At 52.0% G+C, this 14,867-nt stretch carries 14 protein-coding genes; 6 read left to right on the top strand and 8 right to left on the bottom strand.

Annotated features, from left to right (window positions below; all coding sequences use genetic code 11):
• Positions 1 to 3 precede the first annotated feature (3 nt).
• Positions 4 to 1,056, top strand: a complete 1,053-nt coding sequence (locus tag JIG40_RS04015) for a c-type cytochrome (protein ID WP_199464808.1) — start codon at positions 4 to 6, stop codon at positions 1,054 to 1,056.
• A gap of 64 nt (positions 1,057 to 1,120) precedes the next feature.
• Here the strand turns inward: JIG40_RS04015 and JIG40_RS04010 are convergent, their stop codons facing one another.
• Positions 1,121 to 1,411 carry a hypothetical protein gene (locus tag JIG40_RS04010; RefSeq protein WP_020428936.1) on the bottom strand — a complete coding sequence of 97 codons (291 nt, stop codon included), beginning with the start codon at positions 1,409 to 1,411 and terminating at the stop codon, positions 1,121 to 1,123.
• A 451-nt stretch (positions 1,412 to 1,862) separates the two neighbouring features.
• Between JIG40_RS04010 and JIG40_RS04005 the strand changes: the two genes are divergently transcribed.
• Positions 1,863 to 4,064 (top strand): sensor domain-containing diguanylate cyclase, encoded by a 2,202-nt coding sequence (locus JIG40_RS04005; RefSeq protein ID WP_199464807.1) that lies wholly within the window; start codon positions 1,863 to 1,865, stop codon positions 4,062 to 4,064.
• A 9-nt stretch (positions 4,065 to 4,073) separates the two neighbouring features.
• On the opposite strand, the gene JIG40_RS04000 is transcribed toward JIG40_RS04005, so the two are convergent.
• On the bottom strand, positions 4,074 to 5,489 hold the full coding sequence (locus tag JIG40_RS04000) for a PLP-dependent aminotransferase family protein (RefSeq protein WP_199464806.1): 1,416 nt from the start codon (positions 5,487 to 5,489) through the stop codon (positions 4,074 to 4,076).
• Positions 5,490 to 5,633: 144 nt separating this feature from the next.
• Here JIG40_RS04000 and JIG40_RS03995 point away from each other — a divergent pair, with 144 nt between their 5' ends.
• Genes JIG40_RS03995 through JIG40_RS03985 form a run of 3 tightly spaced genes read left to right on the top strand, consistent with a single transcriptional unit; the run spans position 5,634 to position 8,167 of the window.
• Positions 5,634 to 6,998, top strand: a complete 1,365-nt coding sequence (locus tag JIG40_RS03995; protein WP_199464805.1) for a cytochrome ubiquinol oxidase subunit I — start codon at positions 5,634 to 5,636, stop codon at positions 6,996 to 6,998.
• A 15-nt stretch (positions 6,999 to 7,013) separates the two neighbouring features.
• Complete coding sequence (cydB, locus tag JIG40_RS03990; protein ID WP_199464804.1) at positions 7,014 to 8,021, top strand: cytochrome d ubiquinol oxidase subunit II; 1,008 nt, start codon at positions 7,014 to 7,016, stop codon at positions 8,019 to 8,021.
• Positions 8,018 to 8,167, top strand: a complete 150-nt coding sequence (locus tag JIG40_RS03985; protein WP_081035157.1) for a DUF2474 domain-containing protein — start codon at positions 8,018 to 8,020, stop codon at positions 8,165 to 8,167. Before cydB ends, JIG40_RS03985 begins: the two co-directional genes overlap by 4 nt.
• Positions 8,168 to 8,255: 88 nt before the next feature.
• Here the strand turns inward: JIG40_RS03985 and JIG40_RS03980 are convergent, their stop codons facing one another.
• Positions 8,256 to 9,164 (bottom strand): DMT family transporter, encoded by a 909-nt coding sequence (locus JIG40_RS03980; protein WP_020330048.1) that lies wholly within the window; start codon positions 9,162 to 9,164, stop codon positions 8,256 to 8,258.
• A 184-nt stretch (positions 9,165 to 9,348) separates the two neighbouring features.
• Positions 9,349 to 9,828 carry a hypothetical protein gene (locus JIG40_RS03975; RefSeq protein WP_014204782.1) on the bottom strand — a complete coding sequence of 160 codons (480 nt, stop codon included), beginning with the start codon at positions 9,826 to 9,828 and terminating at the stop codon, positions 9,349 to 9,351.
• A gap of 373 nt (positions 9,829 to 10,201) precedes the next feature.
• On the opposite strand from JIG40_RS03975, the gene JIG40_RS03970 reads away from it, so the two are divergent.
• On the top strand, positions 10,202 to 10,636 hold the full coding sequence (locus tag JIG40_RS03970) for a GNAT family N-acetyltransferase (RefSeq protein WP_158150720.1): 435 nt from the start codon (positions 10,202 to 10,204) through the stop codon (positions 10,634 to 10,636).
• 108 nt (positions 10,637 to 10,744) lie between these two features.
• Here JIG40_RS03970 and JIG40_RS03965 read toward each other — a convergent pair whose 3' ends face one another.
• The 4 genes from JIG40_RS03965 to JIG40_RS03950 form a co-directional block, all read right to left on the bottom strand.
• Positions 10,745 to 11,092: a hypothetical protein gene (locus tag JIG40_RS03965; RefSeq protein WP_206769326.1), complete on the bottom strand. Its 348-nt coding sequence runs from the start codon at positions 11,090 to 11,092 to the stop codon at positions 10,745 to 10,747.
• A gap of 265 nt (positions 11,093 to 11,357) precedes the next feature.
• Positions 11,358 to 11,783, bottom strand: a complete 426-nt coding sequence (locus JIG40_RS03960) for a DoxX family protein (RefSeq protein WP_020330055.1) — start codon at positions 11,781 to 11,783, stop codon at positions 11,358 to 11,360.
• Between the two features lie 351 nt (positions 11,784 to 12,134).
• Positions 12,135 to 14,057 carry a monovalent cation:proton antiporter-2 (CPA2) family protein gene (locus JIG40_RS03955; RefSeq protein ID WP_158150722.1) on the bottom strand — a complete coding sequence of 641 codons (1,923 nt, stop codon included), beginning with the start codon at positions 14,055 to 14,057 and terminating at the stop codon, positions 12,135 to 12,137.
• Positions 14,054 to 14,674 carry an NAD(P)H-dependent oxidoreductase gene (locus tag JIG40_RS03950; protein WP_032080613.1) on the bottom strand — a complete coding sequence of 207 codons (621 nt, stop codon included), beginning with the start codon at positions 14,672 to 14,674 and terminating at the stop codon, positions 14,054 to 14,056. Before JIG40_RS03950 ends, JIG40_RS03955 begins: the two co-directional genes overlap by 4 nt.
• Between the last annotated feature and the right edge of the window lie 193 nt (positions 14,675 to 14,867).

Below are 14,867 nucleotides of genomic sequence, written 5' to 3'. Positions count from 1 at the left end.
CTCATGAAATTTGCATTTTCCCTTTTAACGCTCAGTCTGTTGCCAGCGCTGGCTATAGCCACGACAGAGCTGCCTGATCGTCAGACAGAACTCCCCGCGGTAAAGAAATCGTCGCAGACCGAGTATCTGGTGCCGCGCGATTTGAGCACGATTCCCGACGATGAATTTGGCCGTCAGGTCAAACACGGTTATTCGCTGTTTGTGAATTCACAGCAGATGCGTGGCCAGTATGTCGGCAACGATCAGAACTGCGTCAACTGCCACATGCAGGCGGGACGTAAACCGAACGCGGCGCCGCTGTGGGCGGCGTACATGGCGTATCCGGCCTATCGCAAAAAGAACGACCGGGTAAACAGCTACGCCGACCGCATTCAGGGCTGTTTTCAGTATTCGATGAATGGTAAGCCGCCTGAGTACGATTCACCGGAGCTGGTGGCGCTGAGCGCTTATGCGTACTGGTTGGCGATGGGCGGTTTGATGGATCAGTATGGTCTTGGCGATCAGCCGGTTCCGACGCTGGATGCCAAGCAGCTACAAACGGGTGGCAAAATTGAGTCGTTCCCGCTGCCGGACGTGATTGCCAAAGCGCTGCCGGTCGAAAAACGTGGCAATCTGGCCGGGCGTGGCTATCCGAAGCTCGCCAATCCAGAGCAAGCACCGTCGCGCGAACGTGGCGCAGACGTGTATGCCAAAAACTGCTCAACCTGCCATGCGGCAGACGGACAGGGCATGGCCGATGCAACAGGGCGTTCTTACATTCCGCCGCTGTGGGGCGAGTATGCCTACAACTGGGGCGCAGGCATGCACCGTATCAATACGGCGGCGTTTTTTATCTATGAAAACATGCCGCTGGGTAAGAGCGTTCAGCTAACCGTGCAAGAAGCGTGGGATGTGGCGGCGTACGTCAACAGTCACGAGCGTCCGCAAGACCCTCGATATAAAGGCGATCTGGATGCCAACCTCAAGCAGTACCACGCCCATGATGGGTTCTATGGCAAAACAGTTGAGGGGTATCGCTTGGGCAGCAAAGCGTATCCCAGCGGTACGGTCAACTAAATTGAAAAGCGCTCATTCGAGCGCTTTTTTCTCTCTTTCAACCACCAGATCTGCTGGTGGATTCTTACCGCTCAGTGAACGCGATTCGACCATTGCGCACCAGAGCGCGGCGCACGTTTTTGCACAATTTGCCAAATCGGTTGAGTTCGTCGAACGAGGGCGGTAAGCCGCGCTTCACCTGGTGTTGCCAGTAGCTGAGTTCGCTGTCGACCAGTTCCATCAGTTTTTTCGGGCAGCCGACACAGGTATTGTTTGGGCCGCAAACAAAGGTGTCTTGTTGATACAGCGGGAATTCCTGTTGCACCGCGTCGATGATCTGCTGCATAGCGGTGAGGCGGTCGGGTTTGTTGGACATGTTAACCCCTTGGAATAAAGAGGCTATTTTAATGGTGAAGCGGGAGACATCACCACACCACTTAAGGGGCAAACTGGCGGGATTGAGACATTAAACTCGTCAATAATAAACAGCCACGCAACGTGCTTCTCTCCTAACCCTTTAGTTGAATAGCCTTGCTGAACATGAGATTAATCCCGCGTCAAATATTTGGTATTTCAATGATGTAACTGAGGCTGTGGGTACATTGCATCGGCGATAGTCACAACATTTCTGCTGTCAATGAATTGACCCGCTTTTATGAACGACGTTACTATTCAAATTATTACTAAGTCGTCTATCCTGAAATTAATTTGCTCGCCCAACTCACGTGAGCCGATTATCGGTGGCTGTTTGGCGGCAATGAATACTTAGATTCTCAACATCGGTCTGTCGAAAAACCAATTGCGTAGGATAGGAAGCGTTGGAAAGTATGCCATTCACTGACAAAAGCTCGTTTGTCAGGACGACACAATCTCTGATACTGGCTTTGGTTTTAGGCCTGTTATGGATGTTGTCGCGCCGAGACTTTGTCACTTTTCACGCAGTTATTGAACTCTCTACGGTATTTGTCTCCGGACTGATTGCTCTTGCTGGCTATAAAGCGTCGGCAAAAAGTGACGCGCGCCCGTTGGCGCTGCTCAGTTCACTCTATCTGTGCGTGGCGTTTGTCGACCTCGCTCATATGATGAGCTACAAAGGATCACTGTTTGCTGAAGGTCTGGGCGCGAACCCGCCGACGCAATTCTGGGTGCTGGCGCGCTTGGTGGAAGCGGTCGGACTTGCTGTGGTGTTTATCTGTCCTTTTCAGTGCCGTTATGTGCAGCACTATATCAAAGCCCTGGTGCTGGTCACGCTGGCTGGGGTGTGCGCGATTTATCCGCTGGAAATTTTCCCTCAGGCTTTTATTGAAGGTCAGGGGCTGACGCCGTTTAAGATCTACAGCGAATATGCGGTGATCAGTTTTGTGTTACTGGCCGCCATAGGGGTGTGGTGGCGACGCGAAAGCTACCCGGCAAGTCAGATGAAGTATCTGCTGATTTCTTTTGCGCTGACAATGTTGGCCGAATTCTGCTTTACCCAATACGCGTCAGTGTACGGCGACGCCAATGCCGCCGGCCATTTGATTCGACTGGCGTCCAACTACTTTCTTTACCGCGGCATCATTGCCGATAAGAATGTTGCCCGCAACACGCTTTATCACGCTAACCCACTGCATCTTACTATCGTTGTGCTGGCTTGCATTATCTGGCTGACGATTGCGATCAGTCTTCGTTATATCGAACACGAAGGGAAGCAGCGTGACGATCTCTACCTCTACAAACAGCGTTTGCAAGGTCTGGCTATCACACTCGACGCGACACTGGAAAGCAAGTTGCGGCTGACAGACAGCCTCGAAGCGTTTGTGATGTCGCGCCCCAATTTTACTGACGAAGAGTTCACCACGTTCGCCAACCGTGTGTTAGAGAAAACGCCTTACATCACCAGCTTGCAACTCGCGCCGAAAGGGATTGTGACTTATGTAACCGATGTGAATCGCAATCAAAAAGCGCTTGGTCACAATCTGCTGCAAGATCCAAAACGCAAAGCGAGTGTCTTAAAAGCGATTTCTGGCAGACGCACCATCGTCGATGGCCCGTTAACTTTGCTGCAGGGCGGTCAGGCTCTGATTGCTCGTGCACCGATCTATCTGCCATTGGAAAAGAATGGTCCGCGCAATACATTCTGGGGCTTTTCCACGGTGTTGATCGATATGGAAGCCTTGTTGAAATCGGCGATCATCACCGAATTCTCCAAAGAGTTTTCCTTATCGGTCCGCGCTATTAACCCGGTTGGCGATGTGAATGCGCTGGTACTGGGGGATATCGATACCGATGCTAACCCGGTATTGCAAACCGAGATTCAGTTAAGCAACAGCCGCTGGGTGCTATCGATGGCTGGCCGCAAAGACGCGTACAGCAACCACACCAGCTTTATTTTGTCTTCTTGGTATTGGATTTATCTGTTGTTGTCGACAGGTGTGATAGCGATTGGTCTGTACCGCATACTGAGCCACAAGCTGTATGTCAGAAAAGCGGTCAAGGCGGCGACGCAGCATTTGCAGCAAGAAGTGGAACGCCGCCAGGAAGTCGCGGAATTGGAACGTCGCCTCGCAACGCAGGATGATCTGACGGGCATGACCAACCGCCGACACTTCTATGAGTTGGCGCACAATCACTTCGATACAGCAGTCGCGCATCAGCAGCCGTTCACGCTCTATTTCATGGATCTTGATGGTTTTAAAGCGATCAACGATACCCATGGTCATGCCGTTGGCGATCAGGTGTTGAAGATAGTCGCCCAGCGCCTGAAATCGACGGTTCGTTCCAGCGACATTATGGCCCGCTTTGGCGGCGATGAATTTGTGGCAATTTTGCCCGATACCGACGATGAATACTTCCATAAATCGCAGCAGATCATCGATGCCATCGGCCAGCCTATTGTCATTCACGGTCAAAGCCTGCGGATCGGCATCAGTATCGGCGCCGCGGTGTATCCGAAACACGGGGCCAGTGTTGAGTCATTGTTGGTGGAGGCAGATAATGCGCTCTATCAGGCCAAACGCCGGGGCAAAAACTGCCTCGTCGTCGCTTAAAGCCGTGGCTTAAATTTTGCTCATCTGCTGACGAATCAATTCCCCTAAGCGAGAAATCGCCCGCTGGCGTTGCTCGGTCAGTTCAAACGAGCTGTTGAGGCGAAAACAGTGGGCAAACTGCTCGCCCGGGCTGAACATTTTGCCCGGCGCGATGGTGATCATCTCTTGCAGCGCGCGCTGATACAGCGCCATCGCATCCATTCCTATCGGCAGTGCAACCCAGATAAAATACCCCCCATCGGAATCGGTAATACTCACTTCGGGCGGAAACGCCTGATGAAGCTGCTCCAGCATCGCCTTTTTTCGTTCGTGAAGTTTGCGCCGCAGTTGTCGCAAATGCTGTTCGTAATTGCGCGTGGTGAGGTAGTTCGCCAACGCAAGTTGGATCGGCACACTGGTGGTCAGGGTGCTCATCAGTTGCAGTTTTTGAATTCGCAGGGCGTGCTGACCCGCGGCAACCCAGCCGATGCGAAAACCGGCGACCAAGGATTTGGAAAACGACGAGCAGTGCATCACGTTGGCGCTGCGATCCCACGCTTTAGCGGGCAGCGGCGCTTCCTTACCTGCGTAAAGTTCGCTGTAGACATCATCCTCAATCAAGGCCACCTGATAGCGGCTGAGTAGCTGCACCAGTTGCTGCTTTTTTTCGGCGCTGAGCGTAAATCCGAGCGGATTTTGCAGCGTGCTCATCAACCAACACGCTTTGACCGAATGCGATTGCAACGCACGTTCAAGGGAGTTTAGGTCGATGCCGTACTGCGGATCGGTGCGTATGAAGAGCGCTTTCAGCCCTAAGCGTTCAAGGGTTTGCAACGCGCCGTAAAAGGTGGGCGATTCCACCACCACCCAATCGCCGGGACGCGTCACCGCTTGCAGACTGAGGTTGAGCGCCTCCAATGCGCCTGCGGTGATCACGATTTCATCCGGTGAGATGTTGATGCCGCGGGCGGCGTAACGTTTGGCGATGATTGAGCGCAGCGTATCGTTGCCCGGCGGCAGGTTATCGAGCGCGCTGGACACCGACATGCTGCGCGCGGCTGCCATCAGCGATTTATTCACCTGATGACGTGGATAAAGGCTGGGATCGGGATAGGCGTGACCGAAGGTGACCATGTGCGGATTGCGTCCCGCTTGCAGTACATCAAAGATAAAATCGTTGATGTCGATCTGCTCCATCGATTCGATGGCGCGCGGCACGGTGTTGGCCGCTGGGGCCAATTGTGGCGACACGCAGTAACCACTGCGTTGGCGCGATTGAATCCAGCCTTGCGATTCGAGCACTTGGTAGGCGTGCAGCACCGTCATCAGGCTCAAGCCCGTGTGCTCAGATTGCTTGCGTAGCGACGGCAACTTATCGCCCGCCTGCCAGATACCTGCGTCAATTTGATGCTTGATCTGTGCCACCAATTGTTCGTATTTCGCCATCGCTCATCCCTTTTATTGACATTCGGAATATAACACTTGGTTTTCATCACTGTTATAGAAAAGCAGTGAGTTTCTGTATCTGTTCGCAATTTTTGTGGCGACATACAATGCCTTCCACAATTAAAAAGATACTGGAAGGAAGTTATGTTCAGTCTCGACGCTTTCATGCTTGCTCGCATTCAATTCGCGTTTACTGTCTCGTTTCACATTATTTTCCCCGCTATTACGATTGGTCTGGCGACCTATCTGGCGGTGCTTGAAGGGCTGTGGCTGAAAAGCCGCAATCCCGATTACAAAACCCTTTACCATTTCTGGTCGAAAATCTTTGCGGTCAACTTTGGCATGGGTGTGGTGTCTGGTTTGGTGATGGCTTACCAATTCGGCACCAACTGGAGTGGTTTCTCGGACTTCGCCGGTTCGATCACAGGCCCGTTGCTGACGTACGAAGTGCTGACGGCATTTTTCCTCGAAGCCGGATTTCTCGGCGTGATGCTGTTTGGCTGGAAACGGGTGGGGGAACAGTTGCATTTCTTTGCCACCTGCATGGTGGCGCTCGGCACCATCATCTCCACTTTCTGGATTCTGGCGTCTAACAGTTGGATGCATACGCCGCAAGGCTATGAGATTGTCGATGGCCGTGTGGTGCCAGTCGATTGGCTGGCAGTGATCTTCAACCCGTCTTTCCCATACCGCTTGCTGCACATGGGCGTGGCGGCGTTTCTCAGTACCGCCCTGTTTGTCGCAGCTTCGGCGGCGTGGCATTTAAAACGCGGCAATGCCAGCAGCGCGGTGCGCAAAATGTTTTCCATGGCGCTGTGGATGCTGGTAGTGGTGACGCCGATTCAGATCCTGATTGGCGACCTGCATGGCTTAAACACATTGGAACATCAGCCTGCGAAAATTGCTGCAATGGAAGGGCATTGGGATAACAGCCATGGCGAACCGACGCCGCTGATTTTATTCGGCATGCCGAATATGGACACAGAGACCACCGATTACGCGCTGGAAATTCCTTATTTGGGTAGCCTGATCCTCAATCACAGCCTGAGTAAACCGATTCCAGCGCTGAAGGAGTTTGCCAAAGAAGACCGACCGAATGCCACAGTGGTGTTCTGGGCGTTTCGCATCATGGTTGGACTCGGCATGTTGATGTTGCTGCAAGGGCTCTGGAGCGTGTTTCTGCGTCGGCGAGGCACACTCAATCAACATCGTGGCTTTCTGCGATTGTGTATTTGGATGGGGCCGAGCGGGTTAATTGCGATTCTGGCGGGGTGGTTTACCACCGAAGTGGGCCGTCAGCCATGGGTGGTGTATGGGCTGCAACGCACGCGAGATGCGGTGTCCGCCCATGGCGATTTGCACATGAGCATCAGCCTGATTGGGTTTGTGCTGGTGTATGGCGCGGTGTTTGGTTTTGGCTATCTGTACATGATTCACCAAATCAAACATGGGCCGGATGCTGCGCATTCGCCTGAACACGAACAGCCGTTTTTGTCCGGTCGCATTTAATTCAAGGAGCCTGAGATGGGATTTGATTTATCAATCGTGTGGTTTGGCATCATCGTGTTTGCCACGCTGATGTACATCGTCATGGATGGATTTGATTTGGGTATCGGCATTTTGATGCCAATGGTGACCCGCGGCGAGGCACGGGACACCATGGTGAATTCGGTCGCGCCGGTGTGGGATGGCAACGAAACCTGGTTGGTGTTGGGCGGCGCGGCGCTGTTTGGCGCGTTTCCGCTCGCCTACAGCGTGATCATTGATGCGCTGACCATACCGCTCACGCTGATGCTGGTGGCGCTGATATTTCGCGGCGTGGCGTTTGAGTTTCGCTTTAAAGCGTGGGCGCATCATCGCGTGTTTTGGGATCGCGCCTTTATGGTCGGCTCGATTGCCGCGACCTTATGCCAAGGCATGGTGGTGGGCGCTGTGATTCAGGGCATTGCGGTTGAACATCGCCACTACGTGGGCGGCGCGTTTGATTGGCTGACGCCGTTTTCGCTGTTTTGTGGCTTAGGCTTGGTGGTGACGTATGCGCTGCTGGGCGCGACCTGGCTCATCATGAAAACCGAGGGTCATTTACAGCAGCGATTCTTTGGCATGGCGCCGCGTATTCTGACGATGCAATTGGCAGTGATGATCGCGGTAAGTGCGTGGACGGCGTTGGCGCAACCGAGTATTGCCACGCGCTGGTTGAGTGTGCCGAACGTGGTGTGGCTCTCTGCGGTGCCGCTGGCTACTGGTTTACTGGCTTGGGCGGCCTATCGCGCATTGGCGCGCCATGCGGATCGCCTGCCGTTTGTCGCCACGCTGGGTATGGTACTGCTGGGCTTTGTTGGTTTGGGCATCAGCCTGTGGCCGAACATCATTCCGCCGTCGGTCACTTTGTGGCAGGCTGCGTCACCGCCGCAAAGCCAAGGTTTTATGCTGGTGGGCGCGCTGTTCATCATTCCCTTCATTTTGATGTACACCTTTTGGAGCTATGCCGTGTTCGGCGGCAAAGTGAAAGACGGGGAGGCGTACCATTGAACAGACCACATCAGGCGTCTGAGACGCCCGCGACCTGGAAACAGTGGTTGTGGCTGGCGGGCATTTGGTGTGTCAGCGTGGCGGCGCTGGGCATTGTCGCGACGCTGTTTCGAGCCTTGATGACCGCAGCCGGTCTCAGGGCTTAACCGAAGTGTAGAGCTTACTTTTAGCTCTTTGTCCCCGGCAAGAGGCTTCGCCGGGGACTTTTTTATGGGAAAAATCTTCCTGTCAGCGCTAGCTGAGCAGAATGCCGAGGAAGATCAGCGCCATGCCGCTGATTTGATACAGATGCAAGCTCTCGCCGAGCAGCGCGATGGAGAGCAACACGCCAAACACCGGAATGAGGTGAATGGATAACCCGACTTTAGCTGGCCCCAAACGTTCCACGCCCGCAGTGTAGAGCAGATACGCCAGCACTGACGGCACAATCCCCACGTAAGCCAGCGCGAGCAGCGTGTGATTGTTCCAGTTCGGCAACGCGCCGGAGTGCACTTCCCACAGGTAAAACGGCAGCACCACCAACAAGCCAAGGAACATCTGCACCGACATCAAACCAATCCGGTTGATTTCTTTCGGCATGCGCTGAATCACCAGCGTGTAGATAGCCCAACTGACCATTGCCAGAAACACAATCATATCGCCCTGATTAAAGCTCAGTGAGGTGAGTACTGACCACTCACCGCGCGAAATAATGCTCAGCACGCCGACAAACGAAATGCTCATCCCCAGCCACTGTTTGGCGCTGAGGGTGAGTTTAAAAAACAGCGAGCCAAACAGCATGATCAGCAGCGGAATGAACGAGTTCAGGATCAGCGCATTACTGGCGGTGGTGGTTTGCAAACCAAGATAGATAAACGAGTTAAACGCCGCGACTCCGGTGATGGAGGCGATGACAATCCGCGTGCGGTATTGCCAGTAAAGCCGCCATTCACGGCGCAAGGTTTTGTAGGTAAACGGCAGCAGCACCAGACTGGCAATCAACCAACGATCAAACGACAGAGTGAGCGGGGGAATATCGCCGCGCACCGAGCGGCCGACAATAAAGTTACCTGCCCAGAAGAGCGGTGGCAGCGCAAGCAAACAGAGCGTCACCCACAACGTGCTTTTCGGGCTGGATCTAAGGCGGTTCACAAGACTGGTCATGACTTCCTTTTCATTTTTCTTATGAGGGAATCATGACGTTACTGGCAAAGCTCAAGAAATGCCATCGCAAAAATGGGGTTTGTCGCCAGAGAGTGATGCCGATTGGATCTGAGTGTGGTTTGAGAGCAAAAAAATAACCCGCACTTGGCGGGTTATCGGAAAGAGTGGTTAGTGGTTGTGGTGCTTATACGCCTGCACGTTTTAGCAGACCCGCCATCAGCGGAGAGCTGGATTTGACTTGCTTCGATTTGTTCTGGAAGCTGCGAGCCAGCTGGGCATCGTCGATGTTTTTCGCGATGTACGCCATGGCATGGTAAAAATCAGTGCCCGATTTCACTTTCGCTTTGTCGTTCATTGGCGCCAGCAGTTGAACCATAGCGGTGCCCGTCATTTTTTTCTCAGTCGCGTACTTTTGAACAGAATCCAGTAGCAGATCCAGATCCGCCATCGATTCTGCGCTTTCAACGCCTTGTTTTTGCATCTCTTTACGGTTGCGTTTGCGCAGCTGCTTAATCACGAAAGCAGGTTGGTTCATTTTTTTGAAACCAAAGTAGCCAGCAGCCAGAACCAGGACGATACCGCCGATCACATAGCCCCAGATAGAGGAGCCGGAAGATTCGACAACAGGTTGGATAGAGTCAATGCTCGTCGTTAGGTCAGACATAATAAAGATCCTTAGAATGGGGCTTCGAAACAGAAGCCTAATACTTAAACTGGCAGGGAAGAAGGTGTATTGCGGTGAATCAAGAATTCATGAAAAGCACGTTTTCTGCCTTATTTCCCCATTTATTGGGCTTTTTATCCCTTAAAGCAAGGGGCGTTTATCCACGAGTCCTGTTTTTCTGTTTAATAAGTGGAATAGATCACGCAAAGGTCACTATTTGAACATAAAAAAAGCGCGATTTCGAACCGAATTTTTCCGTCCGTGAATCGCCGCAGCTCAATGAAATCAAGGTTTGCCACTGTACCTCTGGCGATAAAGTGTGCCATGATGCATACCTTGCCAAACGCGCATAATTGAAAAATCAGGAGCTTATGTGGTCACTATTCGAGAAATGGATATCTCAGATTACGATGCAGTCATCGCGATTTGGAGTGAAACTGAACATTTATCCCTGCGTGATGCCGATTCACGCGACAGCATTGCGGCTTACCTGACCCGCAATCCGGGTTGTAGCTTTGTTGCCATCAAGGAAGATGTGATTGTCGGTACTGTGCTGGCTGGCACCGATGGTCGCCGTGGTTATCTGCAACATCTGGCGGTCAGTAGTCGCTTGCGTGGCCAAGGGATTGGTGAACAACTGGTCAGCGCGACCGTCGATTCTCTGGCGGCTCTGGGTATTAATAAAACTCACCTGTTTGTGTTTAACACCAATGAAAGCGCGCAAGGTTTTTATCAGAAATTAGGCTGGTTTGCGCGTGACGAAGTGCGCATGTTTTCGTTCAACAGCTCAACGAATCTCAATGTGTAACTGACTGGTTGGCAAACGAAACAAAGGTCACACTAGGTGACCTTTGTGGTTTTAATTCGTCGTGATTGGCTCCGCGGAGCTTTTGACCGTCAAGGTTGGAATGAGGGATTAGTGACGGTGTTTGCGCTCGTAAACCCATTCTTCTTCGTAAGTGATCTTTTCACGTTTTTTCCAATGGCCGGGGTTATCCTTCCATTTCGCCTTCTTTTTCCAGTTACCCGGATGTTTCCATGGGCGTTCGTCTTCATGGTAGTAGTGATGCACATCATAATGCTTCACGCTCTCCCGGTAATAGCGTGTCGGGCGGCAATCGCCAGTGCCAATACTTAAACCATCCACTTTGATCTGCAGACAGTCTGCTTCCACCGTGACTCCACTTTGACGCACAGAAACATCAGCCTGCGCCATACCGAAAGGCAAACATGCGGCGCCCATTAATAACCATTTATTCAACATACGATAGTCCTGCTTGGTTCCATCAGTTGCTATTAAAGAAGCGAATCAGGAAGCCCGCAAGCTATCGGTGGCGCTTATGACTGAATTCTGACTGGGCAGACACCTGAGGTTTGAAATCGCGGGTTTGCCATGGCTAAAGTCAGGGTAGAGAAAAGTTTATTTTTCCTGAAAACAACGGGTTGCATAGGGAATGACGTGCAATCGAATTGACAACAAAAAAGCTTCGCGGATGCGAAGCTTTTGAATCGGCAGAAAGTAAACCGCGTTACTTATTGCGTGTTTCCAGCGCGTATTTGCCAGGCCCCATCAGCATGATGGCGATGGCAACAAACAGATACACGCCAATACCTTCAGCGGCCCATGCTCCCACTTTATTCAGGGTAAACAGGTTGTCGGAATGCATCAGCCAAATCACGACCAAACTGGTGCCGATCCACACAATGCAGGACAAGCGGGTCAACACGCCGAGAATAATCAGAATAGGCACGACAACTTCGCCCAGATAGACACCGTAAGCAAAGAATGCAGGTAAACCATGCTTCACAAACAAGCCCTGAATGAACTCTGTACCGCCGTAGATTTTATGGATGCCGTGCAGCAGGAACATTACGCTGAAACTGACTCGCAGAATCAGCTTGCCCAGGTCATCTTTGTCCAACAATGAATCTAATCCGTTTAGTAGCGCTTTCATAATGATTTTCCCGAGTGGTTTTTTATTAACTTAGCATCGAATTACGAAATAGTTGCACGCTCGCTGTTGGCGATGATGAACAATTATTTCGAATAACTTTGTTGATGCGCATCAATTTATTGTTCCGGTAATTATGGTTGCAAAATTGATGGTGGATAGAAAAAGAGAGGTGAGTAAGGGTAAGTGATATTAATATTTGATTTTGCTTCAGAATGTGGCGAGTTTTAGTGTGGGTTATATAGGCTGAAATTGGTAATGAAATATCTCGAAAGGGAAAGTCGGGTTGGTGGAAAATAACGTTTAAACGCGAAAGGAGAAATTCGTTTAAACGTTATTTTTAGTCATCCAAGGCTATTTTTGCATATTGTCACTAGCCGTTTCTTTGGGCGGTGGCGTCCAGTGACGTTCGGTATCAAAACGACGATCAGTGCGGTCGAACGCCATTTCAGCTTTCAGGCGCTCTTCCAGTTCAATAAATAGCTTGATGTAGTTGTTGTCCAGCCGCTCCTTACCGAAAGTCTCCGCATTCCAGGCGGCGTATAAGCCATCGGAGTGCGTACTTTCCACTTTCTTGTAGATATTTTTCTGGTGTTCGACGAAGAAGGGGTGAAAGCCCAGAGTCTTCATTGCCGCTGCACCCACTTCCAGTGCAGAGTGATAGGTTTCCGAGACCGCCATATCGACCCCAGCCTGACGCAGACGATAGCCATGACCACGGTCAAACGCCCGAGCCAGCACTTTGACATGGGGGTAGGTGTGTTTGACGTATTTCACCAGCTCAACACTGCTCTCCTGATTGTCGATCGCCACCACCAGCAAGCTTGCTTCCTCAATGCCAGCGGTATGCAGCAGGTCTGGTCGGGTCGCGTCACCGAAGTACGCTTTGGTTCGGATACGACGAAGGTTATCAACCTGCACCGCCTGATGGTCGAGCACCACAGTTTGAACGCCATTGGCAACCAGCAGACGATTAACAATTTGGCCGAAACGGCCGATACCTGCGATGATCACGGTGCCTTTTTCGTCGATAGTGTCGCTTTCACGTTCGTTGGTCACCCGCTCAAACCGCGGCAGAATCACTTTGTCGAACAGTATGAACAGCCCCGGAGTGAGGAACATCGACAGCGCGACTACCAGAGACAGTATCTGCGCTAAATCGGCAGGCAGAACATGACGTTGCTGAGTGAAAGTTAACAGTACGAAACCAAATTCGCCCGCCTGCGCCAGACTGAGGGTAAACAGCCAGCGGTTGCTGCCTTTGATACGAAAGATCAGCGCCAACAGATAGAGCACCAACGCTTTGAGTAACATGACACCGAGGGTGGCGCCGATGATGATAAAGAAGTGGCTGAACAGAATGTCGAATTTGATGCCAGCGCCCACGGTGATGAAAAACAGCCCGAGTAACAAGCCTTTCAGCGGTTCGATGTTGGCTTCCAGTTCGTGGCGAAATTCACTGTTGGCGAGGACAACGCCGGCAAGGAAAGTGCCCAGTGCCGGAGACAAGCCCACCACATTCATCAACGTTGCGATACCGACCACCAGCATCAGTGCCGTAGCAGTAAAGATTTCGCGTACGCCCGCGCTGGCTACAAAGCGAAACAGCGGGCGACTGAGGTAGTGACCGCCCACCACCACGGTGGCAATTGCTGCGGTGATCACCAGACCGTATGCCCAGCCCGGCAGGTCGGCGATCAGCGTCAGCTCATCGTGATGCGCGGCGGCGGCATTGGCCGCTGTTTGCGCTTGCTCAATCAGCTCAGGCAACGCCAACAGCGGAATAAAAGCCAGCATCGGAATGACGGCGATGTCCTGAAACAGCAGGACCGAAAACGCATTTTGACCACCTTCAGTCCGGTTGAGGCGCTTTTCGTTAAAGGTTTGCAGCACGATCGCGGTTGAAGAGAGGCAGAAAATCAAACCGATGGTGAGCGCTACAGACCAGGTTAGGCCAAACAGTAAACACATGCCCATGGTCGCCAGCGTGGTGACGCCAACCTGCAAACCACCCAGACCGAGCAGGCGTGTACGCATCGCCCACAGCATTTTCGGTTCCAGTTCCAGACCGACCAGAAACAGCATCATCACCACGCCAAATTCGGCGAAATGCTGAATGGTGGATGTTTCATCGCCAACCAGTCCGACGACCGGACCGATGACTACGCCTGCCATCAGGTAGCCCAATACTGAGCCGAGGCCAAAACGCTTGGCAAGCGGCACCGCGATCACCGCAGCGACAAGATAGATGAAGGCCTGAATAAAATAACTGGTCATGCAGAGTGTCTCAGCTCCATAGGGCGGAAGTATTGATTGAGTGTCGGCAGTTCGCCGGCGCGTTCGATATCGATGCGATCATCGCCTAAGGCCTGCAGAACCTGCATGTACCGTTTGATGTGCGCGTTGAGACGTTCGTCGTCGCATGCGGCGCGGGCATCAAACAGCACCAACGGCGCGAGATAATGCATGCCGGTCATGCCGGCCATCTGCTCAATAGGGCGCAGCAGTTCACGCACACTATAGTGATTATAGCCACTGGCCTGATAACTCTCGGATTTTCCGCCCGTTGACGTGATACACAGCAGCGTTTTACCGTGCAAAGCCGTGCCGTCCTGACCATAGGCAAAACCATACTCCAACACCAGATCCTGCCACTCTTTGAGAATCGACGGAGTGGAGTACCAGTACATCGGGAACTGGAAAATGATCACATCGTGTTCCAGCAGACGTTGCTGTTCTTTGTCGACATCAATATTGAACGTCGGGTATTCGCCATAGAGATCGACAAGGGTCACGTTGCGTGCGTAACGGGCGGCTTTAAACAGGCGTGCGTTGACTTCACTCTTGTGCTGACAAGGGTGGGCGTAGAGGATCAGAATACGTTGGCTGGTCATAGAATCTTGGCGTGTGGTTGAGCGTGTTAAAATAGTTATCCAATTCGTCACTGCATTCAAATGAATATTGGCGTATGCATAAGAATTTACACCTATTTGATCTCAGATGTGGCAGGGGAAAGCCCGGTCAGGTAGCCCAAATGTAAAAGAAATAACGAGATATAAAATAAGTTGTATAAATTCTTTTCTTTAT

Origin of the sequence: Vibrio sp. bablab_jr001 (assembly GCF_016464285.1) — a bacterium.
Classification (GTDB): domain Bacteria; phylum Pseudomonadota; class Gammaproteobacteria; order Enterobacterales; family Vibrionaceae; genus Vibrio; species Vibrio fluvialis.
This window is presented reverse-complemented; position numbering and strand designations above follow the sequence as displayed.

Coding starts and splice junctions, on each gene's coding strand:
- JIG40_RS03960 (WP_020330055.1), bottom strand. CDS start 11,783: ATGAAAGCGCTACTAAACGGATTAGATTCATTGTTGGACAAAGATGAC.
- JIG40_RS03995 (WP_199464805.1), top strand. CDS start 5,634: ATGTTCAGTCTCGACGCTTTCATGCTTGCTCGCATTCAATTCGCGTTT.
- JIG40_RS03950 (WP_032080613.1), bottom strand. CDS start 14,674: ATGACCAGCCAACGTATTCTGATCCTCTACGCCCACCCTTGTCAGCAC.
- JIG40_RS04000 (WP_199464806.1), bottom strand. CDS start 5,489: ATGGCGAAATACGAACAATTGGTGGCACAGATCAAGCATCAAATTGAC.
- JIG40_RS03975 (WP_014204782.1), bottom strand. CDS start 9,828: ATGTCTGACCTAACGACGAGCATTGACTCTATCCAACCTGTTGTCGAA.
- JIG40_RS03965 (WP_206769326.1), bottom strand. CDS start 11,092: ATGTTGAATAAATGGTTATTAATGGGCGCCGCATGTTTGCCTTTCGGT.
- JIG40_RS03980 (WP_020330048.1), bottom strand. CDS start 9,164: ATGACCAGTCTTGTGAACCGCCTTAGATCCAGCCCGAAAAGCACGTTG.
- JIG40_RS03955 (WP_158150722.1), bottom strand. CDS start 14,057: ATGACCAGTTATTTTATTCAGGCCTTCATCTATCTTGTCGCTGCGGTG.
- cydB (WP_199464804.1), top strand. CDS start 7,014: ATGGGATTTGATTTATCAATCGTGTGGTTTGGCATCATCGTGTTTGCC.
- JIG40_RS04010 (WP_020428936.1), bottom strand. CDS start 1,411: ATGTCCAACAAACCCGACCGCCTCACCGCTATGCAGCAGATCATCGAC.
- JIG40_RS04015 (WP_199464808.1), top strand. CDS start 4: ATGAAATTTGCATTTTCCCTTTTAACGCTCAGTCTGTTGCCAGCGCTG.
- JIG40_RS04005 (WP_199464807.1), top strand. CDS start 1,863: ATGCCATTCACTGACAAAAGCTCGTTTGTCAGGACGACACAATCTCTG.